Origin of the sequence: Runella sp. SP2 (assembly GCF_003711225.1) — a bacterium.
GTDB lineage: Bacteria > Bacteroidota > Bacteroidia > Cytophagales > Spirosomataceae > Runella.
Map to the genome: position 1 here is coordinate 6,356,292 of NZ_CP031030.1, position 24,896 is coordinate 6,381,187.

Genomic DNA, 24,896 nt, shown 5'->3' on the forward strand with positions numbered 1-24,896 from the left:
GCTGTTAGTTGGTAAACAGTTGATTGTGAAGTACATTATTCACATCCGCTTCCATCCAGTAAGATGGAATTCCCGCGCCGAACGACCCGTAGGTTCAGGGTTTCGGCAATGACGGAGAGCGTGGTATCTAAACTTTCTTTTTCAAAACGCGCCGTCAACAGGCAGTTTTCTAACCGACGACTACTGAGACGAATATCAGCATGGTAGCCTTCGCGCAGCGACGCAACGACGTCGCTCAAGTTGGTTTTTTCAAACACAAAAACCCGCGTTCGGTAGGCCATTTCGTTGAAATTCAACGCGGGTAATTTGACGATGGTATCGGCTTCAGAAGTAGCAGCAGCTTCGTCTTTCACCAAAACTACTTTCTGTTTTGGGGTCGAAAACTGCACTTTTCCGCTTGTAACTGCGACTCGGACGTGGTTGTCGTACGCCTTTACGTTGAAAGATGTCCCCAATACCCGTACTTCCGTACCGTTGGCATTGATGATAAAAGGCCGCGTTTCGTCGCGTTTGACGTCAAAATACGCCTCTCCTTTCAGCGTGACCGTACGCGTTTCATCGTTAAAATCGGCGGCAGCGGTCAGCGTAGAATTTTCGTTTAAGAACACCTTTGTTCCGTCAGGCAAGGTCTGCTCAAGCGTATTTTTTTTGGTCTTCACCACAGCGATTTCAGCTTTTTCTATCGGGGTCATCCAACGATACCCCAGCCAGCCTAAACCGAGCACGACCAGCACACTTGCTGCTACGCGCCATGCGGCAAAAGAGGACTTTCGCAACGGCAACACTTTTGGCTCAACTTGCTCATTCTTAGCAGTTATTCGCTTGTTTACCTTACTCCAAGCAGCCTCTACGTCCACCTCCATGGCGGGAGGGCCTACCTGCGTCGAAGCCTCCCACACCCGCTCAAAACGCGCCAATTCCTGCGCATGGTCAGCCGACTGGGCCAGCCATGCTTTTACCTGCGCTTGTTCGTCGGGGGTGGTAGTTCCCGCCACGTACCGCGCCAGTAAATCGTCCGAAATGGGTTCGTTTGCACTCATGGGTAAATTTTTGTCATGCACTCTATTCTTGTAAACTTCACAGATTTTTGGTCAACCAATAGACAATCGCTACCACAGGCAGGAAGTCTGCCAATTCGGTGCGTAATATTTTGAGCGCTTTTCCAATCTGATTTTCGACGGTCTTGACCGACAAGCCCAATTGATCCGCGATTTCTTGGTAACGCAATTCTTCAAAACGACTTAACTTAAAAATCACCCGACATTGTTCGGGCAACTTCCCAATCGCTTTAGCAAGTTCGCTTTCGAGTTCGTTTTTATACACCGTCTGACTCACCGATTCGTACGCTTCTTCTTGCGAATAAAGCGTGTATTGCTGATGTTCGTCGCGCACTTTTTGGTGTTTGATGCGGTTGAGGCAATGATTATGCACCGCCCGATATAAATACGACTTGAGCGACTGCGTAATTTCCAATTCCGCCCGTTTTTCCCAAATACCCACAAACACGTTTTGAACAATCTCTTCCGATTCTTCTTCATCGCGCAAAATCGACCGCCCGTAGGTGCATAGCCCTCCGTAGTATTTCCGAAACACTTGTTCGAAAACCCGTTCGTCGCCTTCCCTGATGGCTATAAGTATTTGTGTGTCCGACAATTGCACGTAATAGGATTCCCTTCGTTTTGTCGCAAAAGTACGATTTTGCGGCCAACGTACCGTTTCTTTTTGTGACGAGTTGTCGAAAACGATGGATAAAGCACTCATTTGCTCCTATGACAACTCAGTGATTGCCTTCCCCCTATGAGTCGAAGAAATATTTTTAAAAAGAATGTTATATTTGGTAAAAAATGGCAAAGGAAGGTTCAGAAAGCTTACTACACCCGAAGATTTTTTAAATCCATAAAAACCGTGTCAAATCTATGAACATCCGTGTTCTATTATCGACGATTTTAGCACACTGATGAAACAGATTGAACTGATTTACACGGATAAAATAAAAATCTTCGGGTTCAATAAAATTGGTCTTAACATGTATAAAATAAGGTGGGATAATGCAACCTATTTTACAAAGACGATTTTTTGACCTCAAACGTGAATGTTTTGCTACCTGAAACACCTTTGTCGGTCAGGCCCTGTACCACAACTCGGTACGTACCTATTTGGTCTGAAGTATAAAAGTTGAGGGTTTGTTTGTTGCTAGTTGTCATTACCTGCGGATTCCAGTACAGGTGGTTACGAAAATCGGGAACACGACTTTTAAGCTGCTCGGCTGCATCGTAACGCGGTGCATAAAACTCCCGCTTTCCCTGCACACCTTCGTACGAAAGCACCAACGCGCGTGGGTCGATGGGAAAACCAGCCAAATCACCTTTGTAAGTAGAATAACTCACAATGCCTGGAAACGAGAGTGGCCCAAGGTAGTAAAGTCCGTCAATCACCTGTAACGTTTTGATTTTGAGCGGGTCAAAAGTCAACACTTTGTCGGTATCAAACATCGGAACGCCGTCCACCATCACAAGCGGCTCTTCCTCAAACGGAACATTTGACTGTAATTTGTCATACACCCTATAAATAAACTTACCTTGTCGGCGGCGCACAGCCACTCCTGGTACATATTCCCGCATGACCTCTTCCAACGTAGGAAAGCGCGTGTAGGCATCTAATTGGTATTTTTCATCAGGTTTTCCAAAAAAGGCCAACGTATCAGCCTCGGTAGTCATCATTTGTTGGGCCGATTTGGGCAAAAACGAATTACGGGTTTGCATGTTGATACTGCGGGTCAGCAAATCGTTTTTCCACGAAGCATCAAAATGGAATTTAGGCAATACATACGAAGACGTCTTGTCGGAATATGGGCTGTTGATTTCGATGCGATAGGTGCTGTCTTTGCGGGTATTGGTCTGAACAATGACCTCTTTTGCCCCCAAAAAATGCTTTAATTCAAACAAAATACGCCCCAAAGAATCACTCGTCGAAACAAACAACTGAGGACGTTTGCTTGGAGCGGCCAAATAAGTATCAATGTCAGGAACGGCCGTTCCCGTTTTGGCATCCACCACTTTTCCCGTAATAAAATGCCCCGTCATTTCGGGAGGAAAGGCAAATTTTGGCTTGGTATGCCTAACGTCATCCCAAGTAAAACGTCGCCAACCGTGGGTCAGCATCAGGTTATCCAACGCCACCTCATCATCGTTTTGATAATAATAATGGGGCGATTCAACATTCCCTTTGAGGTCGGAACTTAACCCTAAATAGCTGTCGATAAACACAGGCGAAGGTGCGGGCAGCGAATCCACCAAAAAAACCGATACCGACAAATCGGCGGCGGTCGCGGCAGCGCCTATCTGCGTTCCAAGGTCTAGTTCTACTTTTTCGCGAACGTTGTACTGGCTTTTGCCCGCTTGGACCGAAACCGTCAATGACTCTTTTGGACGCTTAAAATACAAACGTTCAGCAACTGGTGTTTGATTATTATCAAAAATTGTCAAAGTCGAAGTGCCATCACCAAGCACGTTTTTGTTGAGGCTAAAACGCGCCTGACCGTTTTGGAAGGTAGCCTGAGCGGCATGTTTAGCGATTCCTTTGGTATGTGCCAGCAAAGATACAGCTCCTTCTTTCCCTTGAGCTCGAACAATAACATCAAGCGTATTGGCCGTTGACTCGCTCACTTGCATGGCATACCCTTGCGCCAACACATCAGGGAGTTTATAAACAAACCATTGTTTCTGAGCATCTTGCAACAAAACACGATACGACTGCCCTGTTTCTGGCGTAAACCCAAAAGTACCTATGCCAAATTTATGCGGTTCAAAACGAGCGATTGTGTCGTTTTGTTGATTGACAACCCGTCCCCGAAATGCGATTCCTTTTCCATCTTCGCCCACAGCCCTAAACGCCACTTTGCTTTCGAGCCCTTGCACCAATTGGCCACCTTCGGGAAATAACTGCAAATCGTAAGGTGTTGTTGCTTTTGCCGTGGTGGGAGCGGCGGCTGGTTTGCTAAATGGGTTCGCGATGGTGATGGGGCTTTGGAAATAAAACTCTGAGCTAAAATTTCTCATCCATTGTGTATAACCGCGCACTAGGTAGTTGCCGCTGGCCAAAAACGGCGGAATAAACACCGAACCCGACCCTTTACCACCGTCGAGGGTGATTTTGGTTTGTAACACAGGATTTTGGTCTTTGTCCAACACCTCCAAATAAGCCACTTTGCTCATGTCCAATGGCGTATGTAAGGCCGCATCGACACAATGCGCCTTAAACCAAATCATTTCACCCACCAAATACAACGGTCGGTCGAGGTGAAAGAAAAGTTTTTCTTGCGGTACTTGCTGACGGTAATTGGTCAGTTGCTGCGTCGGGTTTTGGGCCACTCCTGCGGCTACCCCAAGCAAAAAAGTAAAATATAGCGTTGGTAGAAAACGGAATTTCATAGCATAAGGAGGGTTATTACCAAAAACTAGGACGAACAAGCGTACCACCTTGGGTTCGGCAATCGGCACATTCGGAAGTACCAACAATATAATCAGGGAAGCGGGCACCTTCTGGGTAGTATTGGCTCACAATAATATCTGTCCATTTGAGGGCATCTGCCAAACTAAGGGTATCCGAAGGCGGGCAGAAAACTGGGAAGCCGAGTGACACAGGGACAAAGAAACGTTTTTCTTGGGGTGAAACGGCACTAAAATGTCCAAACACCAATTCTTGAGGATTGCTCGTATTTTTGATATTTCCTGTCACTTGCGACGGCTGTGGATCAAAAAGACTTCCTGTTTTTTCTGTCGTCTTTGAAAGTGAATTCCAGTACGCAAATCCATCTTCCGTCAACCCGATTTGTTTTACCAAAATGCTATATCTCACTCGGAGTTTGTTGGAAACGGCCGAGATGGTTGTTACAGGAAAATCACTGATAATGTCCTGCGATAGTTTAGCAGTGGATGCCAACAAGATATTTGAAGGGCGGGCCGTTTGCCAACAAACATTGATCAGCGAAGTACGATCTACGATGGCTTTATTCTTAATTTCATAGACCGATATCAAAGGGGCATGATACTCCCAAGTTTCTTCAAAACGCCAACGGTAATAGCGGGTTTTGTTGAGGGGGTCGTGGGTATTGACCAACACCTGAACCGAGCTCCTATCAGAAGCAACTTTATAAGTTATGCTATCAATCGGGGGCGTTTGTTTTACCTCTACATACTCCGATAGGTACTCCTTATTGGTGGTGGTTTTGATACGAACCCGAAACTGCTCCGAAGGGTTAACTTTTTGAGCTGGAAGCCGATATAATCCCTTCCCAATTTCGGTAAAGGTATAAGTAGTTCCTTTATTTCCCTCCACAGTCACCCGTGCTCTTAACTCCGTTCCAAAAGTGTTTTTATTGGAAACAACTTGGGTGTAAGTCAGCATAATGCTACTGCTGTCGATTCCGTTGGTATTAAAAAAGCCATCAACAACCAAAAAGCGATTGGCCGACGAAACCTCAGGAGGTGAAAAAGGCACTACGCAGCCTTCAAGTACCAAAAGCCCCGTCATGATAACGATAAACAAAAGTATTTTTTTCATATAATTAGTGTGAAAATGAAGAGGCTAGAACCTGAAGTTGTACGTAATGGTAGGAATAGGTCGCCCAAAAATTGACAGCATATAACCTTGAATGATGCCGTTTTGAGAACGGAAATATACCGACGAAGGGTTCTTTCTACCTAGCAAATTGTAAATCGCAAAAGTCCACGAACTATGCGCTAACTTTTTGACTTTGTGGTTGCCTTCTACGTTCATCGAAAAATCCACCCGATAATAATCAGGGATTCGGTATTGGTTTCGTTCGGCATAATAAATACGCTGGACACCTTCTAATATGTATTTTCCAATAGGCGGCGTGTAAGGCCGTCCGCTGCTGTAGGTAAAATTGAACGACAAACTAAAACGGTGTGAGAACTTATAGTTGCTGACGAGCGTAAAATCGTGGGGCTTATCGTAGTTACTTGGATAATAGTCCCCGTTGTTAGGTGCTTCTGGCGACGTGCGGTCGTCGGCCCGAAGTAAAGTACGGGCGTAGGTATAACTCACCCAGCCGTTGAGTTTTCCCGTCAATTTTTTGGCCATCAACTCCACTCCGTAGGCTTTCCCCGTTGTCGAAATGACTGCCGCTTCGATGTGGTGGTTCATAATCAATGAGTCTCCGCCTTTGTAATCCAAGAAATTCTGGATGGTTTTGTAATAGGCTTCGACCGACAATTCTAGCTTATTGCCACGGAGGTTTCGGTAAAATCCTACGGCCCACTGACTTCCTAACTGCGGCTTAATGTAGGTATCGCTGAGTTTCCAAATGTCGGTTGGCGACATGACCATTGTGTTGCTCAACAAGTGAATATACTGGCGAGTCGTGTTATAACTCGCTTTCACCGACGTATTATCTGTTAGCCGATAACGGCCTGAAATGCGGTATTCGGGGCCTTGATAACTACGAATATTTTTGCCTTTCCCGTATTCGGTAGTACCCTCTAAGTAGATTTTTTCAATGGGAAACCCTGCTGTATAATTATTGATTGTCTTAGGACCCAGAAACGAATAGGTAGAAAAACGCAGACCCGCACTCAACGAAAGTCGCGAATTGACGTCATAGCGATCTTCAATGTAAATGGCGCTTTCTACGCCTTGTTCTTGTTCTAAAACATCGGGAAGAATGAGTGATTTTTCTCCCGTAGGCGTGATAGTTCCAGGCGAAAGTTTGTACAAAATGCTACTTACCCCAAAATCAAGCGTGTGTTTTGGGTGGAGAAAATACGTGAAATCCAGCTTGGCATTGCTTTGCTGAATGTCGAAGGTAAGGTCAAACGCATTGATGGGAACGCGCGACGTACCCACCGAATAATTATACTTGCTAAATGCGCCCGTAAAAGTGCCGTACAACTTGGAGTTGAAGGTATGTTTCCATTTAAACGACCCTACTTGATTTCGGTAAGCGTAGGCGGTATCACCAAAGAGTTTAAATTTATCATTGCTAAAATAACCCGAAAGCGTCAAGCTGTTTTTTTGATTGACTTCGTGGCTCAATTGAAGGTTTACGTCGTAAAAATTGGCGGTACTTTTGTTGAAGGAATTGTTATCCAGACGTCTGAAAAGCCAATTAGAATAAGTCGAACGACCACCTACCAAGAACGATGTTTTGTCTTTTATGATAGGCCCTTCGAGCGACAAACGTCCCGTCAAAAGTCCAATTCCACCCGAACCGACAAACTTTTTCTTGTTACCGTCGCGGCCATTGATTTCGAGTACCGACGACAAACGTCCACCATAACGTGCAGGAATTGTGCTTTTGTAAAGCTCAATTTCTTTGATGGCATCGGGGTTAAAAGCCGAGAAAAATCCAAATAAGTGCGATGGGTTATAAATCACTGCATCGTTGAGCAAAATCAAGTTTTGATCGGTAGAGCCTCCCCGAACGTTGAGCCCAACGCTGCTTTCACTGGCCGACTTCACCCCTGGGAGCGTCAATACAGCCCGAAGCAAATCCGTTTCGCCAAACGCCGTAGGTACTTGTTTCATGGTTTTGATGCTCAGTTTTAATTGCCCCATTTGCGTACCTGCAATGTTGACATCTTTTCCTGCTACCACCGATACTTCCTTCAATGCCGTTACGCTCTCTTGGGTTTGAATATCCAGTTTCCCATCTCCGTAAAGTACAATTCGGCGGTAGGTGTCCCGCATCCCAACGCTCTTGATTTTGAGTGTATGCTTACCATTCGGAATCTTGAGCGCAAAAAAGCCAAGGGCATCGGTAGAAACTCCAATCGACGGCGACTCGATATAGACGGCCGCACCGATGACGGGCTCTCCCGTAACGGCGTTCCGCACATAACCCGAAATAGCCGACTTGCCTTCCATAATACGCTGGCGCTGAGGGCCAATGTTATAAGTCTTACTTTCCGCCGTCGATAGCAGTTTGTCCGATTCGTCGGTGGTAGGAGCCACGTACTGGTTTTGATCCGCAGGAGTGTCGTCTCCTTCAAAGAGGTTGGAAGGAAGCGCCGTGATGATGGCCTGATCGGAGGTAACAAAAACGCGTTGCTGCTCATCTATAGAAAACTTAAAATCGGTGCCTTTGAATACCTGCAACAACGCACTCGTCAGCGACTGATTTTGAGCTTGAATGGTAATTTTTAGGCTATCAATTAGCCCTTTTTCGTAGTAAAAAAAGCAGCCTGTTTGGCTTTCTGCCTCTTTCACAAACTGCTCAAAAGTACCGTCGGTGAGCGTAATACTGATTCGTTTTTCGGTTTTGTTTTGCGCCCATGTCGCACTACCAAAGACACTAAGCAAGAAGAAAATAAGTAGCTGTTTTTTCATGGGTGGACAAGTTGGTCATAGTGTTTAGCAATTGTAACGAGGGCTTCTTCACGGTTTTTACGGAATTTAATGCGCTTTTCGCGGAGGTGTTTTTTGAGTTCTTTTTTATGTTCTCCAAACAAGGCCAATGCCGATTTTTTTGACGTAATAAGATGGTATTCGCCTTCTTTTTGAATGTAAAAAAAGGTTTTGGGCAAAAAATAGACATTCACTCTGTTGCTCTCAATTTGCTCCTGTCGTTGCTTCGTCCAGCGAGCCAACACCTTGGTTTTGCCATCGTACAAAAAGTCATAAAAACCCGTTGGTACGGTCGTCCCAAGCGCTTTATTTTGCTCGATTCGCGCAAAGTGGTGATTGATGTATGAAAATCGACTAACCCGTTCACTCTGTAGCTGAATCAAGCCTGAGCGCCCTTGGTAATAAATAACCACCAAATCTTTGACGATATCATACATGATTGGGATATTTTCAAAATGCTGCCCATCGTAGTCAAAGCTTCCTGGCCGCCAGTCTTCTACCTGAAAAAACTGATGATCTTTTGAGCGACTGTCATAGATATGGTACCGCTGACCATTGTAGAGGTGCTGCGAAAGCTCCGTTGCATTTTGATAAAGAGTCTCTGTAATAGGCTTTTGTGGAGAAGTATCGGCTACTTTGGCGGTTTGCCCCAGTACCGTGAGCGCTAATTGACAGACTAAGAAAAGCGAAAGGAAAAGTTTGCTCATGTAGTGTGAATAAAGGAAGTGCAAAATAATAACGAATTTAAAAGCTGATTTTATGGGATAATTACTGTAAAGCAAACACCCACAATATCAGCTACTTTTACGCAGCCGTTTGTGTGGGTGTTGCAACTTCTTACACTTATTTCTTTATCACAATGGAGCTACGACTATAAGCCGCAAAACACCCCAAACCATTTTTGATGTTGGAAGGAATCAGAGACGGCTCGGCAAAGGGGTTGTCACGGTCAAAATTTTGAATGGCTTGGTGGTAATCGTAGTACGTTTTTTCGCAATGAATGAGCGATACCTCCACAAAATGAAGGGTAAAAGGCGAATTAGTGTTTATCGAAGAATAATAATTAAAAAACCGACCCGAACCCGAGGTAATCTGTACACCATCAACATCTTGGTCGTCGATAAATTCACGCGAACGATTATTGTCTCGAAAACTTAGATTGCTAAAATTGGGATAGTCGATAAACTTACCTTGACTTGTTTGGGTGCGCTGGGTTAGATAGACATAGCCTCCTACGCGATAATAGTTCTTTTGTCCTACAGGGTCTGTCCAAACTAGCGTATATAAGTAATCTTTTGGAGGAGTAATACCAGGGTTAGAAGTGCTTCGCTCTACCGAGTCTTGCAGTACTTGCTGAATAGCCACCGCTCGAGGGACGGTACATGAAGACTCCGCTATTTGGTCGTCTCGTTCTACCTTCAGCGTGTAGGTTTGCCCTTCTATAATTGGAAATTCACTGGGTTTAATGGTATAGGCATCTAATTCGCCGTTAAACGAAAGTTTGGCGCTCTTTCCTTGGGTCGAAAGGGTGACACTTGCATTGGCCAAAGGAATCGGTATCCCGTTACCAGTAAGGTAAGGGTCGTTTCCGACAACTTGGGTACTGTAATAAACTTTTATGGCAATAAGTGTATCTTGAGGTGACAAGTACCCGTGTACCACCAATTTTCTGTCAGTACGCGGCAAACGGTCGGGGTCCACGTCATTCACAAGGGTTTCGCACGAATAGAAACCAAGCGCAAAAAGGATGAGTCCGAAAATACGTATATGTTTCATGTTTTTTGTTGTTACGAGGGTTACGAGGTCAGACGATAGTCAGACCTCAAGTGATATACAGCCTGATTTTGCCTGCGTAAATTTTTACGGTCTGACTGTCGTCTGACCTAAGTTTTGTTGTTACGAGGTCAGACGATAGTCAGACCTCAAGTGATATACAACCTGATTTTTGTCTGCTCAAATTACGGTCTGACTGTCGTCTGACCTAAGTTTAAAATTTAAAGTTATAACTCAACGTCGGCACAATCGGGAAAATCGAAATGCGTTGGAGGGCAGTCTGGTTGCCTACAGGACGCCCGTTGGCATCATATACGAGCCGCGACGTAAGGTTATAGAAAAACGGGTTTCGTCGATTATACAGGTTGTATATGCTTAACTCCCAAGTACGTTCGTGGTATTTTTTCTTCTTGTGGAACTGCAAGCTCAAATCAAAACGGTGGTAAGGCTCAGCTCGGAAACTATTTTTGGGGCCATAGTCACTGACGGTGCGCCCGTAGCTAAAAGGTGGATTAGAGATAACGGGAGTGAAAGTATTACTGCCCGTTTGGACATATTTAGCCTGTGGCGTGATATTGTGATGATAAGCCGTGTAATTGCTCTGTGGTAACGTAAGGGCATTGCCAGTACCATATACCCACGTTCCTGATAGCGTGATACGGGGACTGATTTCGTAAATACCTACCACTGATAAATCATGGCGGCGGTCGTAGCGAGGGAAGAATTTTTGTCCAAAATTAAGTTCTGCAAATTGCCACTGTGTCCACGACAAAGTATAGCCAATCCATCCCGAAAATTTCCCCGTTTTTTTCTGTAACAACACTTCAGCCCCGTACGACCAGCCGCGTCCACTGGTAATGTTTTCGTCCCAGCGCACTTTGTCGGCGCTCGATGGGTCGTCAATCAGCAAAAAGCTTGAGCCTTCCTTGTAATTGACAATGTTGTTCATGTTTTTGTAGTATCCTTCTATGGTGAGGGCGAGTCCTTGTTTTTCAAAATCTTTGGCAAAACCTGCGGCTACTTGGCTCGACTGCTGCGGAGCAATTTTATCGGTCGAAGGTACCCACAAGTCGGTAGGAAGGCCGATGCCTGTGTTTGACAATAAATGGATGTACTGGTTCATGCGCGCGTATGATGCCTTAAACGACAAGTCGGGGCGGAGCATAAAGGCCGTTGAAATACGCGGTTCAGGGCGGAGGTAGTTTTGATTTTCGGCCTTAAAATAACTCAAACGCAAGCCCGCATTCATCTTGAACCAAGGGGTGGGTTTCCACGTATCTTCAACATACACGCCCGATTCCACGTTGTCGATGGCCTCAATTTCTTTTGAAAAACGGTCGATGTCCGAATCTTTTACTACTACTGCACTAGGAGTAAATCGGTGGAGGGTAGTCGAGGCTCCAAATCGGAGGGCATGTTGCGGATTAGGGAAATAATCAACGTCATATTTTAATCCCCAATCTCTTACCCCCGACGTATAACGAAGTTCATACTGGTTGGTCGTGGTAGCGTTGGTTTGGCTGTCTTTGGCATAAATCTGAAACTGATAATTGCTAAAAATTAAGGAGGCGTTGGAGAATAGTTTTTCGTTGAAAAGGTGATTCCAACGCAACGTTCCCGTGGCATTTCCCCAGTTGAGTCCCCCTTCGCTGGTCGAAGAAGTACCTTTATCGCGGAAGAAAAAACGGTCTTTGCCAAAGTACCCGCTGGCGTAGAGTTTATTCTTTTGTCCAAAATCATAATTCAACTTAGCGTTGAGGTCGTAAAAATAATAGCCTCCTGTGCTAGTGCCGTTGCTTTGAGCAGCAATGAGCGGTCGGGCTAATAAATCAAGGTAGGTGCGCCGTCCAGAGATTAAAAAAGAAGATTTGGCAGGGCTTGATTTTCGGAACTTGAGTGGTCCTTCGAGCGTCAGGCGACTGGCAATAAGCCCACCTCCGCCTTCGCCGTGGAGTTTTTCTTTGTTCCCTTCTTTCATGTTCAGTTCCAATACTGACGAAAGTCGCCCGCCAAAACGGGCAGGAAATCCGCCTTTGGTAAGTTCAACGCTTTTGAGGGCATCGCCGTTAAACACCGAAAAGAATCCAAACAAGTGGCTGACGTTGTAAACGGGCGCATCGTCCAGAATAATCAAGTTTTGGTCAGGGCCGCCACCGCGCACGTAAATGCCAGTTTGTCCCTCCGACCCTTTTTGAACCCCTGGCATGAGTTGAATAACCCGTAATACGTCTTTCTCGCCCAGAAAAGCAGGGATTTTTTTAATTTGCTGGACAGGAATGTCGATGCGGCTCATTTGGGGCGTTTGGCTTACTTTGTCTGCTTCGCGTTTGCCCGAGACCACCACTTCGTTGAGCTGCCTTCCGAGGGCTTCGAGTGAAATGTTGAGTTCAAGGTTTTTTTGTAGCTTAACGGTACGGATTTCCGTGCCGTAGCCCACAAATGAAAATGCCAAGGTGACAGAATCGGCTGCGGGTAGTGTAAGCGAGTAAAAACCGTAGGTGTTGGAGGTCGTTCCCGTGACGGTCCCAGGGAGATAGACATTGACGCCGATAAGCTGTTCTTGACTGCCACTTTCGCGGACGTAGCCACTGATGGTGTAACGTTGTTGCGCATGTGTAGATAGAGAGAGCAGGCAAGCCCATAAAAATAAACGCATAAGGTGATGGCTGTTTAGTGAATGAGTGCTAAGTTTGACTTCAATTTATTTAACGAGCTTTTTTGTTATATAGTATGACTACGCTTCTAATTACCAATGCACGTCTTGTCAACGAGGGCAAAATCACCACGCAAGATGTCTTTATCAAAGACGGTTTTATCGAACAAATTGGGGCAAATCTGAGCCATTTGTCGGTCTCGCAATTGATTGATGCCCAAGGAAAATACTTGCTTCCAGGGGTCATCGACGACCAAGTGCATTTCAGGGAGCCTGGCCTTACGCACAAGGCATCGATTTATACCGAGGCCAAAGCAGCAGTAGCAGGTGGAACAACTTCGTTTATGGAAATGCCCAATACCGTCCCTAATGCGCTGACACAGGGGTTGTTAGAAGATAAATACCAAATTGCGGCGCACACGTCGTTGGCCAACTATTCGTTTTTCATGGGGGCTTCCAACGACAACTACGACGAGGTGATGAAGACCATTTGTCCCGATGTTTGTGGGATAAAAATTTTTATGGGCTCGTCCACGGGTAACATGCTCGTAGATGCGCCCGAAGTACTCGAAAAGTTGTTTGCCAATGCTCCTTGTTTGATTGCAACCCACTGCGAAGACGAGCCTACGGTAAAACAACGTACGGCCATGTTTAGAGAACAATATGGCAACGACGTTCCGTACGACATTCACGCGCTGGTGCGCAACGAAGAAGCCTGCTACAAATCGTCGGCGATGGCGGTAGAATTGGCTAAAAAACACGGAACGCGTCTCCATATACTTCACATTTCGACGGGCGACGAAACGAGCTTGTTTGAGGTGGGTGCCTACGGTGACTCGACCGTAGCGATGTCCGAAAAACGCAAAAAACGCATTACATCGGAGGCTTGTGTGCATCACCTTTGGTTCGACTCGGAAGACTACCGTCGTTTGGGAACCCAAATCAAATGTAACCCCGCGATTAAGGCCGCGCATCACAAAGCTCAGATTTTACAAGCAGTCCTTGATAATCGCATCGACGTCATCGCGACCGACCACGCGCCGCACACGTGGGACGAAAAATCAAAAGGCTACTGGGAGGCCCCGTCGGGCTTGCCGTTGGTACAACATTCGCTCAACATGATGTTGGAGTTTGTGCAGCAGGGTAAAATTTCAATCGAGCGCGTGGTAGAGAAAATGAGCCATGCCGTTGCTGACGTGTTTGCCATTGACCGCCGTGGGTACATCCGCGAAGGATATTGGGCCGATTTGGTGTTGGTGGACTTGAACGACACGACGACAGTTTCTAAAGAAAACATTCTTTTCAAGTGCGGTTGGTCGCCGTTGGAAGGGACAACGCTTCATTCGCGCGTAACGCACACACTCGTATCGGGGCATTTGGTGTATGCCAATGGCGTTTTTGATGAATCTGCGAAGGGTAAGCGTTTGCGGTTTGAGCGGTAGGGAAGATACAAAAGAAAGTGAATGAACAAAGCTTAAATTTTCATTATTTAGATTCTATTTTGCTTGGCGTGAGGTTTAAGGAGACTTACATTAGAGAATCTGTAATGTTCAGTTTAATTTTGTACATCTATGAATTACGGGTACTTTTTATTGGTGATAGGTATTGTACTTGTTAGTATCTCTAACTTAAAAACGGCTAATTCAATCCGACGAAAAGCGATTGCTTATGGCCTTCATTTGTGCCTGATTGTTCCTGGAGCGTACGCCGTTGCTAGGTCTTTCTTTGATCCTAAAAGCGACTTTTTTGTATTGTTGCTTACAACCCTAGCTTTAGTTATTGTCGCTTATGGTTTGATAACTAGTATCGAAAAGCTGGGAAGAATATAAAGTTGTCATTCAACTTTTCTGTTGGGCTATTTCTAAAAAGTGAACTTTCCCTTCACTTGCAGAGGAAATTCTGCCATACAGTATTTTCTTACAGGTGGCGAATATGCAAAGGGTGCAACTATATAAGATAGGCTGTACAGAAACGCCCTGAAAGTCGAAGCTTCAGGGCGTTTCTGTTATGGGAAAAATATATACTATTCGTAGTAGTTCAACGTACGGTGGCCTTCGCGTTCGAGCAGTTGGTCGCGCTTAAAGATGTCCAAATCTGCCTCTACCATTTCTTTGACGAGCGCAGGAAGGTCGTATTTAGGAATCCAGCCTAGTTTTGTGTTGGCTTTGGTAGGGTCGCCAATTAACAAATCGACTTCGGTTGGACGGAAATAACGTGGGTCGATGCCTACCACTTCTTTGCCCACAGGTAGTTGATAACTTGGGTTGTTGCACTTAACAACAACGGCTGTTTCTTCCACGCCTTCGCCTTTAAATTCTAACTCAATGCCTACTTCGGCAAACGCCATGCGCACAAAATCACGAATGTAAGTTGTTTTGCCCGTGGCAATGACAAAGTCCTCAGGAGTGTCTTGTTGCAACATCAACCACATCGCTTCTACATAATCTTTGGCGTGGCCCCAGTCGCGTTGGGCATCAAGGTTGCCCAAAAATACTTTCTCTTGTAGCCCCAAAGCGATACGTGCTACGGCGCGGGTGATTTTACGCGTCACGAATGTTTCGCCGCGAAGGGGCGATTCGTGGTTGAATAAAATCCCGTTTACCGCAAACATATCGTAGGCTTCGCGGTAATTGACCGTAATCCAGTAGCCGTATAATTTAGCCACGGCATAAGGAGAACGTGGATAAAAAGGCGTAGCTTCTGATTGGGGAACGGCCTGTACTAAACCGTACAATTCGGACGTAGAGGCTTGATAGACACGCGTTTTCTTGGTAAGACCCAATAAACGAACTGCTTCCAAAATACGCATCGTCCCTAAACCGTCAACTTGCGCGGTATATTCAGGTTCGTCGAAACTCACTCGTACGTGCGACTGCGCTCCTAGGTTATAAATTTCATCAGGCTGGATTTCCTGAATCAATCGAATGATATTGGTCGAGTCCGATAAATCTCCATAGTGAAGCACCAAACGAACGTCGTTTTCGTGAGGGTCTTCGTAGAGGTGGTCGATACGTTGGGTGTTAAACAACGAACTACGGCGTTTGATGCCGTGAACTTCGTATCCTTTATTTAGTAAAAATTCGGCCAAATAAGCTCCATCCTGACCCGTGATACCCGTAATGAGTGCGCGTTTTTTCATCGTAATTTATAAAAAGAGTTGTGCCGCTAAGCGGAGGCAAAACTTTGTGTTAAGCAATCAATCTAATCTTTTGACAAAAACAGAACGACAAAAGTAACTATTTTACCAATAGACTCTTCTTCAAATCTATTTTCTCAGGCACAACTACCGCTGATTCGTAGCGTTGACGTACTTGTTGAAGATAACGCTCGGCGTCTAAGCGTGTCATAAAATCGCCAATCCGAATCCGATACGTGGGTTGGTTATATACCATATATGGGTTGAGTTCGGGAAAAGTTTGGTACGAATACAAGCGGGCATCGTCGGCTTCTTTACGGGTGTTTCCAACGTAAATCTGAATGCGGAAGCCTCCCGCAAACCGAATCGACTTGTTGCGAAGCGCAATCGTATCCACAACCGCGTCTAATTGGCGATTGATGTGCAATGGTTGGTCCGAAAGTACGCGTTTTACTTCGGGCTTTTTGGCCGTAGCGCTTTCCGAAGTTACGGTTTCTTTGTAACGCGGACGAATTGCCGTAAAGTCTTCGTCATACGTACTGTAAGGGTCCACAGTGGTGGTTGATTTCGTGCCGACGGGTTTGGAGGTAACACAACCAATCAATAGTACTGCTGACGCCATTCCCAATGCCAAATACTTGAAAATCATGCTCAAAAGCGATTAATCTGTTTCTGAAATACAAAAGTAGGGAATCTCCGTTAGAGTTTTATTTTTTCTCCAATAAGAGCGTTACTTTGTTAAAATCAGCAGCGGCGTTAATCACTTTTTGGAAAGGCTCGTAAATATCAATCGGTTGTAATACTTCCTTGTAAAACTCGTCGATGGTAATTGTGAGTAGGTTTCCTTCCAATTTATAATCAGAAACAAAGCCCATAACTGCGGGATTTCTGCCATCCGTGATGTTGCGGCGAAGGCTTTCCAAACCACTCACTTTATATCCCTCAGGAATCTTTACTTTCATCAGGCGTTTGTAGGCGTGAGCGTTGCCCATATCAATGGGATACTGACGGGCGCGTTCGTTGTACATTTCTACCTGCGGCCCAATCAATTCTCCTACCTTAAACAAATACTTTTTCCCCGCCCGTTCTACCACACTTTTTAGGACGATGTCAACACTAAAAATAAACGGTTTGTTTACTTCGTCTGAGTTGAGATTGGTATTTTTGATTTGGGGGTTGGTATAAGTAACGTCAGGCTTGAGGGTCGATTTAACAATTTCATTGGTAAGCGCCTTACGCTCTTCTTCGGCTTTGACAAAATGATAATACGGGCGCAATTGAGCGGCTTGATGCCCCGTCATTTGGCGGGTTACTTTGCCCTGAATTTGGTCCATGGTAGGCGAAAACGACACGTCCACCAACAAGTCGTCGTGGTTGTCGGCGATGGTGGAGAAAGGTACCAAACGAATCTCACTTTCGGGCACGATGTCGTTGCCTTCTTTTTTCTTTTTAATAAATAATGCCTGATTTCCTTCCATCGTTTGGTCAATCATCCCGTAACGGAAAATCGGACTACCTGGGTCCAAAAACTTCTTGGTGGTTGGAAAATAGAGCAGGTATTCATCCAAAAAATTCCAGGATTCAAATTTTGGATCAAAGACCGCATCAGCCCGACTACATCCAATGACAATTTCGTACGGAATGTTCAACGATTCGAGGGCCGCGATGTACAGTTTCATCATGCCTGCTTTTGAGGCATACTGCTTTTTGAGCACATCCGAAGCCACGTCGGCGTCCTCTTCTTCTTTCAACGCAATGTTGGTTTTGACGTAATTTTCTAATTTTTTTATTGCCAACTCAGGTGCTAACCCTTTGATTTTTTCCTTGGCCAGTAAAGCATCAATGTCTTTTTTCGAATCATCTATCCCCGACCGAAGGTAATCAAAGAACGTTTCGGCGGCACTTTGCCACGTATAAAGGCGTTCGGGGCCGCGACTAAGGTTGTACGAAAGTTTGTAATCGAGGCGGATTAAGTTGGCTTTGAGGTTGGCGTACTTTTCCTCATAAATTGGGGAAAGGTTTTGAAGTCCCACTGAAATTGTACGCTTTTCATTGAGGGTATCCGACGAAATCGTGGCGGGGGCATTATACACTTTGGCCTCAAACTGAAGATAGGCAGGAGTAATGATTTTTACCTCTACCTTCCGAACGGGAATGTCGCTTTGGAGAATTTCTCCCCCAAACAGCGAACTACTACGGCGAAAAAGCGTGGTATATTCCAATTCTCCACCAATTTCAAGCCCTTCTACGGCCAAAATTTTATACACCCGTCCTTGTTCTTCCAACTCTTTCACGGCTTCCATTCCTACTTCTTTGACCGTCCCATTTTTGCTAATGCTGCGGGCTTTGAGGTAAAGGAGGTCGTTGGTGTTGGGAACAGGCAGAACGATTTTGTTATACATCTCAATGGCCTTGGAGTCATTGATACGAATGCGCTTCACAATGCCTTGTAAGCACGATAATTGCCCAAGTGAATCGAAGGTATATTCGACATAAAGTTGATGACGAAGCATCACGCCCGATTCTTTTTGTTCGCTCTCGGTCAGCGTTGCCAGTTTGGTGTCAAGGGGGCTGTTGTCAATGAGTTTTTTGAAAGCTACGTTTTGCGCACGAAGCACTGATGTGGTGAGGAATACTATCCAAAGGAGTCGTTTCATGAAATTTGCAAGGGGGTACAACGTTAATTTTTGTCAATCTTACTATCTTTCTGTCAACTATCCAACGCAAACGAATGAATTGTACGCTTATTGTTTTTGTAAAAAATCCAGTTCGAGGAAAAGTGAAGACCCGAGTGGCAGCTACGGTAGGGGATGAGAAAGCCGTGGAAGTCTATGTAGAACTGCTAAATCACACCAAAAGGGTAATTCAAGAATGGTTTTTAACCCGTGAAGAAAGCCAAAAGAAAAAAGTGGTGATTTATTATGGCGATTTCGTAAACCGAGAGGATGTGTGGTCGAACGTCGGTTTTCTAAAAAAAATGCAACCCAGCGTCCCCGACTTAGGCGCTCGAATGAAAGCCGCGTTTGAAGAAGAACTCAATGAAGACGCAGAACGCGTAGTGATTGTAGGCAGCGATTGCCTAGCGTTATGTGCCCACCATCTATCGCACGCATTTTCAGAACTTCAGCAGTACGATGTAGTGATAGGTCCTGCCGACGATGGAGGGTATTATTTGCTGGGAATGAAGCAGATGTATGCTTTTTTGTTTGAAAATAAATCATGGAGTCAGCCGTCGCTATTAGCGGAGACGTTGGTCGATGCCGAAGCGCATCTGATAACGGTTAAGTTGGGAGAAACCCTGTCAGACATTGATACGTGGGAGGATTATTTGCGGGAATCTGCACGGCTTCCCTCACTGTAATGCTAGAAGGTATCTCAATAATTTCTATTTTTACCAATCGTATTCAACAACTAAACCCTAAATCATAGTCACGATGAGTAATTCTCTCTTTCGAAAGAAATCGGTAAGCCAAGTTTTGAAAGACATCAAAACGGGCGAAGATGGCCACGGCAGCATGGCCAAAGTCTTGAGTGTAAAAGATTTGACCTCATTTGGAATTGCGGCCATCATTGGAGGAGGAATTTTTAGTACCATCGGAAACGCCAGCTACGACGGAGGAGCGGCGGTCTCGCTTTTATTTGTTTTTATTGCCTTTGCCTGTGCGTTTACGGGTTTGTGTTATGCCCAATTCGCCTCCACCATTCCCGTTAGTGGAAGTGCTTATACCTATACCTACGTTTCGTTTGGGGAGCTATTGGCTTGGATTATTGGCTGGGCGCTGATTTTGGAATACGCCGTTAGTAACATGGTGATTGCCATCGGTTGGTCGGGGTATTTTATGGAAATGTTAGAGCGATTTGGCATTCATTTCCCCGAATACTTAGCCACAGATTTTATCTCAGCCCGCGATGGATTTAACGAATTTCAGGAAGTAATAAAGGCGGGAGGAGTTCCTAATCCACGCTTGGTGTCTCAAGAAGAAGCCTTCCGTACGGCACCCATGATTGGCGGATTCAAAATATTGATGAATATTCCTGCGGCATTGGTGACGGTTTTCATCACAGTTTTGGCCTACATCGGCATCAAAGAATCCCGTACGACGGGCAATGCGTTGGTATTGTTTAAAGTGATTGTGATTTTGGCGGTTATCATCATTGGGGCTTTTTACGTTAACCCAGAAAATTGGAAGCCTTTTGCCCCCAATGGCATGAACGGGGTGTTGCTTGGTGTATCAGCGGTGTTTTTCTCGTTTATTGGTTTTGATTCCGTTTCAACAACGGCCGAAGAATGTCAGAATCCGCAGCGCGACTTGCCGCGTTCGATTATTTATTCGCTCATCATTTGTACCATTTTATACGTAACCATTGCCCTTGTTCTGAACGGTATGGTGTCGCACAAAGAACTCAAAGTGGATGACCCACTGGCTTACGTGTTCAAGAGTGTTTCTCAAAATGCGGTAGGCTGGCAGAAGTCGTTTTTATCGTCATTATCAGGAATCATCGCCGTGAGCGCCGTGGTCGCGATGACGAGTGCGCTGTTGGCCTATCAAATCGGCCAGCCACGGATTTGGATGACGATGAGCCGCGATGGGTTGCTGCCAAAGTCGTTTGGTAAAATTCACCCTAAGTACAAAACGCCCTCATTTTCAACGATTTTGACGGGGATTCTGGTAGCTATTCCATCGTTGTTTATGAACATGAAGTTCGTCACCGACCTGACCAGTGTAGGAACGTTGTTTGCCTTTATCATCGTGTGTGCGGGTATTTTGTACCTCGACAAGCATAAAACTCCTTCTAAGTTTAAAGTACCTTATGTAAACGGGAAATATACCGTAGGCGTATTGATGGTTGCGGCCTTGGCTTGGACTTACTCACAAGGAGGTTTTGTAGAACACCTTAGCGAAAAGCCATTATTGATTGTGCTGTGGTTGGTGTGGTTGGGTTTAGCCATCGCGAGTTTTCTGCAAAGCTTTTCTTTACTGCCTGTTTTGGGAATTTTAACCAACTTGTATTTGATGACCGAATTGGGTATCTCCAACTGGATAATGTTCCTGATTTGGTTGATTATCGGCCTAGTGATTTACTTTGGCTATGGCTATCGTAAGAGCAACTTGGTGGGTAAAGGCTAAGCGAAGAGGGAGTCATGAACCCGACGTTTTTCAAACTTTTTTGCAAAATTGCCTAAGCTGGCGAACATTTTCTTACTCAATCAAGTTTTACTATTACCATATTCAATGTGACTAAATTGGATTAGTGACATCGAAAGTAGTATAATGGTAGAGGTTTAGGTAGTACAAGAATCCGCTTTCTTTTTTGGAGAAAGCGGATTTTGTTTTTAGGCTAGGCGTGTACCGTAAAACGGTCAACCGTTTCGTCGGGATGAACATCCAGAACGTTGGCCAAAACGAGCAATACGAGGGTCTTAGAGGCGATATTTCGCGAAATTCCCGCCACACTTGCAAAATCCGCCACCGTCACACTCTGGTGCTGGTCTAAGTGCTGCATAAGCTTTCGCTCTTTGTCGCCATATTGAAATTTGACGTTACGGTCGTCGTCTTGACGGCGTAAAATTTCTCTCATTTCCCAACTCGCCTGAATCGAGCGGTCGGCTACGCGGATGTAGGTTTTTTTGACTAAGTTAGGGGATGACGATGCGTTTTTATGGCTCTTTTGAGGGGGCGTTTTTGCCAATGGTTTAGCCGTGACTACGGGTGTTTCCGCAGGTTGTAAAACGTAGTGAGGACGTTTTGGGCTCGGCAAAATGGTGAAGACCAAAACATCACGCTCTTCCCCAATAGGAATTCGTTCGATTTCGTACTCAATGCCAGGAGAACAGTATTTTTCAATGGCTCGCACGAGCAGGTATTCGTCTTCGTCGGAGTATTTGAGGCCCTTGATGCTGCGGTCGTCGCCTACTCCGATAAAGAGGTAGCCGCCGCCCGAGTTGGCGAATGCGACGATTTCGCGGACAATTTTTTCGGGGTGATTGGTCTTGAGTTTAAACTCAATGTGCTTTCCTTCACCCTGCCTGACCAATTCGCGGAGTGTCTTGTAGTCCATGGGAAAGGGTCTAAATTCGGAGGAACGAATGTGTTGACTAAAGCTACTATTTCCTGACGAACTCCCCAAGGCTTGAACATTATTTTTTTGTGGTACCGAAAAGCTGCTCATTTTTTTAAATATTGCGCCCACAATTAAAACAAAAAAAACGCAAATATGATTCTGTATAGCGTCACAGTAAACATTGACCCAGCCATCGAACAAGACTGGTTGCAGTGGATGAAGGCAATACACATGCCCGAAGTAATGGCAACAGGACTGCTCGAAGGTAGCAAATTGCTTCGCTTACTTACCGAAATTGAGAGTGAAGGAATTACGTATTCCTGTCAATACTATTTTCCATCCATGGAGGCTTATTTTACGTATCAACAAATTCATTCGTCGGAGCTTCAACAAAAGCACCACGACCGTTACGTTAATAAGTACGTGTCATTTAGAACGCTTCTGGAAGAAGTTTAACGTTGTTTTTTGTCATGCTAAATGCCTCTAAAACCGCCAAACAGTTGTTGGAAAGTGCCTTGAGCATGACAAAAAAACGGGCTTTTTGGCTTCCGATAAGCCTCTTTATCGCGTTGTTAGTGATTGATTTAGCTTTCCCTTTTCGGGTAAATCCTCGCTACTCCACCTTAGTGACGGCATCGGACGGAACAGTGCTGCACGCCTTCCTCAACGAAGAAGACAAATGGCGACTCTACACCGAACTCGACGAGATTACGCCCCTACTTCGCCAGACTATTCTCCAAAAAGAAGACCGCTATTTTTATTACCACTTTGGCATCAATCCTGTGTCGGTAGGAAGGGCATTGGCCAAAAACCTCACCACGGGGCGGCGCACGTCGGGGGCATCGACCATTACGATGCAGGTGGTGCGCCTGCTCGAACCCCGAAAACGTACGTACGGGAGTAAAATCATCGAAATGTTGCGGGCGATGCAGCTCGAATGGCATTATTCGAAAGACGAAATTTTACAACTTTACCTTAACCTGATTCCGTACGGCAGCAACGTGGAAGGCATTAAGTCGGCGTCGATGTTGTATTTTGGAAAACTACCTCAAGTGCTGAGTTTGGCCGAAATTACGACGCTGACGATTATTCCCAACCGCCCTTCTAGCCTACGTTTGGGACGAAAAAATCCCTACATCGTACAAGAACGCAACAAATGGCTTCGACGCTTTGAGAAGGCGGGTTTGTTTGACCCGCAAGTGATTGAAGATGCCCTGCGCGAACCCCTCCGCGCCGAGCGTCGGGAGGCGCCCAAGTTGGCTCCGCATTTGGCGATTCGTTTACGGAAACAATATCCTCAGCTCCCCATCGTCCGAAGTACCCTCGTGCCTGCGCGCCAAACCCAAGCCGAGCAATTGACCCGCAACTACGTGAACCGCCTGCGAAGCATGAACATCCACAACGCGGCGGTGGTGGTCATCAACAACGAAACCATGAACGTGGAAGCCTATGTAGGGTCGGCCGATTTTAACAACCCCTACGACGGTGGCCAAGTGGATGGCGTACGGGCGGTACGCTCGCCAGGCAGTACGCTGAAACCCTTGCTGTATGCCGTGGGGTTTGACAAAGGATTGATTACGCCCAAGACGGCCCTCAACGACGTTCCGACCAATTTTGGAGGCTTTGAACCCGAAAATTTTGACCGACGGTTCAACGGAAAAGTGACCGTTGAGTTTGCCCTCGCCAATTCCCTCAACATCCCCGCTGTGAAAGTCCTCAGCGACCTGACGCCCAGCGTGTTGATTGACTACCTCAAAAAAGCCGATTTTCAAACTGTTAAAAAACAATCGGCGGGGTTGGGCTTGTCGATGATTTTGGGCGGCTGCGGTGTCACTCTCGAAGAACTCACCCGACTCTTTGCCACCTTTGCGCACGAAGGGCAATTGAAGGGGCTGCATTATACGTTGGATGACAGGTTAAATGCAACTTCATCCCCAGCCCTTCTCCTTGCAGGAGAAGGGGGTAAAAAAAAACCTAACTCGCAGCGTGCGGAGGGAGTTGGGGAGCGGTTAATTTCTCCCGAGGCCACGTACCTCATTACCAGCATCCTGACGCAAGTAACGCGCCCCGATTTGCCCAATAATTTTGATAATACTTACCATTTGCCGCGCATTGCGTGGAAAACGGGCACTTCGTACGGTAAAAAAGACGCTTGGAGCATTGGCTACAACCGCCGTTTTACGGTGGGCGTGTGGGTGGGAAATTTTTCGGGAGCGGGTGTGCCTGAGCTGAATGGCGCCAATATTGCCACTCCTCTGTTGTTTGATATTTTTAACACCCTCGACTATAACTCTCCTACGGGTTGGTTCAAATCAGCACCCGATGTGGTTCGCCGAAAAGTGTGTGCCGAAAGCGGCGACGTGCCGAGCGAGTTTTGTACGCACCAACTCCTCGATTACGCCATCATGGGCGTGTCTTCGACGCGCAAATGCCAACACGTAAAATGGGTGTTTACCGACCCGACAGGGCAGCGTTCGTACTGCACGGAGTGCTTGCCCGACAGTGGTTACGTCAAAAAGTTGTATCCTAACCTCGCCCCCGAACTGATGGCGTATTACGAACTCAATCGCGTTCCCTACGCCAAAATCCCACCGCACAATCCCGCCTGCACGCGGGTGCTGGAGGTGGGCGCGCCCGTGATTATCAGCCCCAACGACGGCAGTGAGTATTTTTTGGAAGGGCAGCAGATGCAATTGGCCTGCCAAGCCGCCAACGACGTAAAAGAAGTGTATTGGTACCTCAACGACCGTTTGTACCAAAAAACCTCGCCCCAGCAACCGCTTTTTGTAACCCCACCGCTGGGAAAAGTAAAAATCTCGTGCAGCGACGATAAAGGGCGAAATACGGATGTGAGGATTAACGTAGTTGCGGTAAATTAGCATCTTCCAGTAAAACAACGTACCC

The 24,896-nt window shown here is 45.9% G+C and carries 17 protein-coding genes; 5 read left to right on the forward strand and 12 right to left on the reverse strand.

Annotation, left to right across the window (positions count from 1 at the left end; translation table 11 throughout):
* Window positions 1–35: 35 nt before the first annotated feature.
* The 8 genes from DTQ70_RS25580 to DTQ70_RS25615 all read right to left on the reverse strand — a co-directional run bounded on the left by DTQ70_RS25580 (window position 36) and on the right by DTQ70_RS25615 (window position 12,796).
* On the reverse strand, window positions 36–1,040 hold the full coding sequence (locus tag DTQ70_RS25580; RefSeq protein ID WP_122933427.1) for a FecR domain-containing protein: 1,005 nt from the start codon (window positions 1,038–1,040) through the stop codon (window positions 36–38).
* 37 nt (window positions 1,041–1,077) lie between these two features.
* A complete protein-coding gene (locus DTQ70_RS25585) occupies window positions 1,078–1,761 on the reverse strand; it encodes an RNA polymerase sigma-70 factor (protein WP_310588008.1) in 684 nt (227 codons plus the stop codon).
* A 299-nt stretch (window positions 1,762–2,060) separates the two neighbouring features.
* A complete protein-coding gene (locus DTQ70_RS25590; RefSeq protein WP_122933428.1) occupies window positions 2,061–4,430 on the reverse strand; it encodes a hypothetical protein in 2,370 nt (789 codons plus the stop codon).
* A gap of 16 nt (window positions 4,431–4,446) precedes the next feature.
* On the reverse strand, window positions 4,447–5,562 hold the full coding sequence (locus DTQ70_RS25595) for a DUF4249 domain-containing protein (protein WP_229600010.1): 1,116 nt from the start codon (window positions 5,560–5,562) through the stop codon (window positions 4,447–4,449).
* A 24-nt stretch (window positions 5,563–5,586) separates the two neighbouring features.
* Complete coding sequence (locus tag DTQ70_RS25600; RefSeq protein ID WP_122933429.1) at window positions 5,587–8,349, reverse strand: TonB-dependent receptor; 2,763 nt, start codon at window positions 8,347–8,349, stop codon at window positions 5,587–5,589.
* Window positions 8,346–9,074, reverse strand: a complete 729-nt coding sequence (locus DTQ70_RS25605) for a hypothetical protein (RefSeq protein WP_122933430.1) — start codon at window positions 9,072–9,074, stop codon at window positions 8,346–8,348. Before DTQ70_RS25605 ends, DTQ70_RS25600 begins: the two co-directional genes overlap by 4 nt.
* A gap of 136 nt (window positions 9,075–9,210) precedes the next feature.
* Window positions 9,211–10,143 (reverse strand): DUF4249 domain-containing protein, encoded by a 933-nt coding sequence (locus DTQ70_RS25610; protein ID WP_122933431.1) that lies wholly within the window; start codon window positions 10,141–10,143, stop codon window positions 9,211–9,213.
* Window positions 10,144–10,354: 211 nt separating this feature from the next.
* Entirely contained in the window at window positions 10,355–12,796 is a 2,442-nt protein-coding gene (locus tag DTQ70_RS25615; protein ID WP_122933432.1) for a TonB-dependent receptor, read from the reverse strand.
* 74 nt (window positions 12,797–12,870) lie between these two features.
* Between DTQ70_RS25615 and DTQ70_RS25620 the strand changes: the two genes are divergently transcribed.
* Entirely contained in the window at window positions 12,871–14,235 is a 1,365-nt protein-coding gene (locus tag DTQ70_RS25620) for a dihydroorotase (RefSeq protein ID WP_122933433.1), read from the forward strand.
* 581 nt (window positions 14,236–14,816) lie between these two features.
* On the opposite strand, the gene gmd is transcribed toward DTQ70_RS25620, so the two are convergent.
* From gmd to DTQ70_RS25640, 3 genes are all read right to left on the reverse strand, one after another.
* Entirely contained in the window at window positions 14,817–15,932 is a 1,116-nt protein-coding gene (gmd, locus tag DTQ70_RS25630; RefSeq protein WP_122933435.1) for a GDP-mannose 4,6-dehydratase, read from the reverse strand.
* A 97-nt stretch (window positions 15,933–16,029) separates the two neighbouring features.
* Entirely contained in the window at window positions 16,030–16,578 is a 549-nt protein-coding gene (locus DTQ70_RS25635; RefSeq protein ID WP_122933436.1) for an SPOR domain-containing protein, read from the reverse strand.
* A gap of 58 nt (window positions 16,579–16,636) precedes the next feature.
* A complete protein-coding gene (locus DTQ70_RS25640) occupies window positions 16,637–18,586 on the reverse strand; it encodes a DUF3857 domain-containing protein (protein ID WP_122933437.1) in 1,950 nt (649 codons plus the stop codon).
* 74 nt (window positions 18,587–18,660) lie between these two features.
* Here DTQ70_RS25640 and DTQ70_RS25645 point away from each other — a divergent pair, with 74 nt between their 5' ends.
* Window positions 18,661–19,290 carry a TIGR04282 family arsenosugar biosynthesis glycosyltransferase gene (locus DTQ70_RS25645; protein ID WP_122933438.1) on the forward strand — a complete coding sequence of 210 codons (630 nt, stop codon included), beginning with the start codon at window positions 18,661–18,663 and terminating at the stop codon, window positions 19,288–19,290.
* 73 nt (window positions 19,291–19,363) lie between these two features.
* A complete protein-coding gene (locus DTQ70_RS25650) occupies window positions 19,364–21,058 on the forward strand; it encodes an amino acid permease (protein ID WP_122933439.1) in 1,695 nt (564 codons plus the stop codon).
* 211 nt (window positions 21,059–21,269) lie between these two features.
* Here DTQ70_RS25650 and DTQ70_RS25655 read toward each other — a convergent pair whose 3' ends face one another.
* Window positions 21,270–21,989 (reverse strand): helix-turn-helix domain-containing protein, encoded by a 720-nt coding sequence (locus tag DTQ70_RS25655; RefSeq protein ID WP_229600162.1) that lies wholly within the window; start codon window positions 21,987–21,989, stop codon window positions 21,270–21,272.
* Between the two features lie 156 nt (window positions 21,990–22,145).
* Here DTQ70_RS25655 and DTQ70_RS25660 point away from each other — a divergent pair, with 156 nt between their 5' ends.
* Both DTQ70_RS25660 and pbpC read left to right on the forward strand, forming a co-directional pair.
* Entirely contained in the window at window positions 22,146–22,448 is a 303-nt protein-coding gene (locus tag DTQ70_RS25660) for a DUF4286 family protein (RefSeq protein WP_122933441.1), read from the forward strand.
* Between the two features lie 65 nt (window positions 22,449–22,513).
* Window positions 22,514–24,871, forward strand: a complete 2,358-nt coding sequence (gene pbpC, locus DTQ70_RS25665; protein ID WP_122934563.1) for a penicillin-binding protein 1C — start codon at window positions 22,514–22,516, stop codon at window positions 24,869–24,871.
* Window positions 24,872–24,896 lie beyond the last annotated feature (25 nt).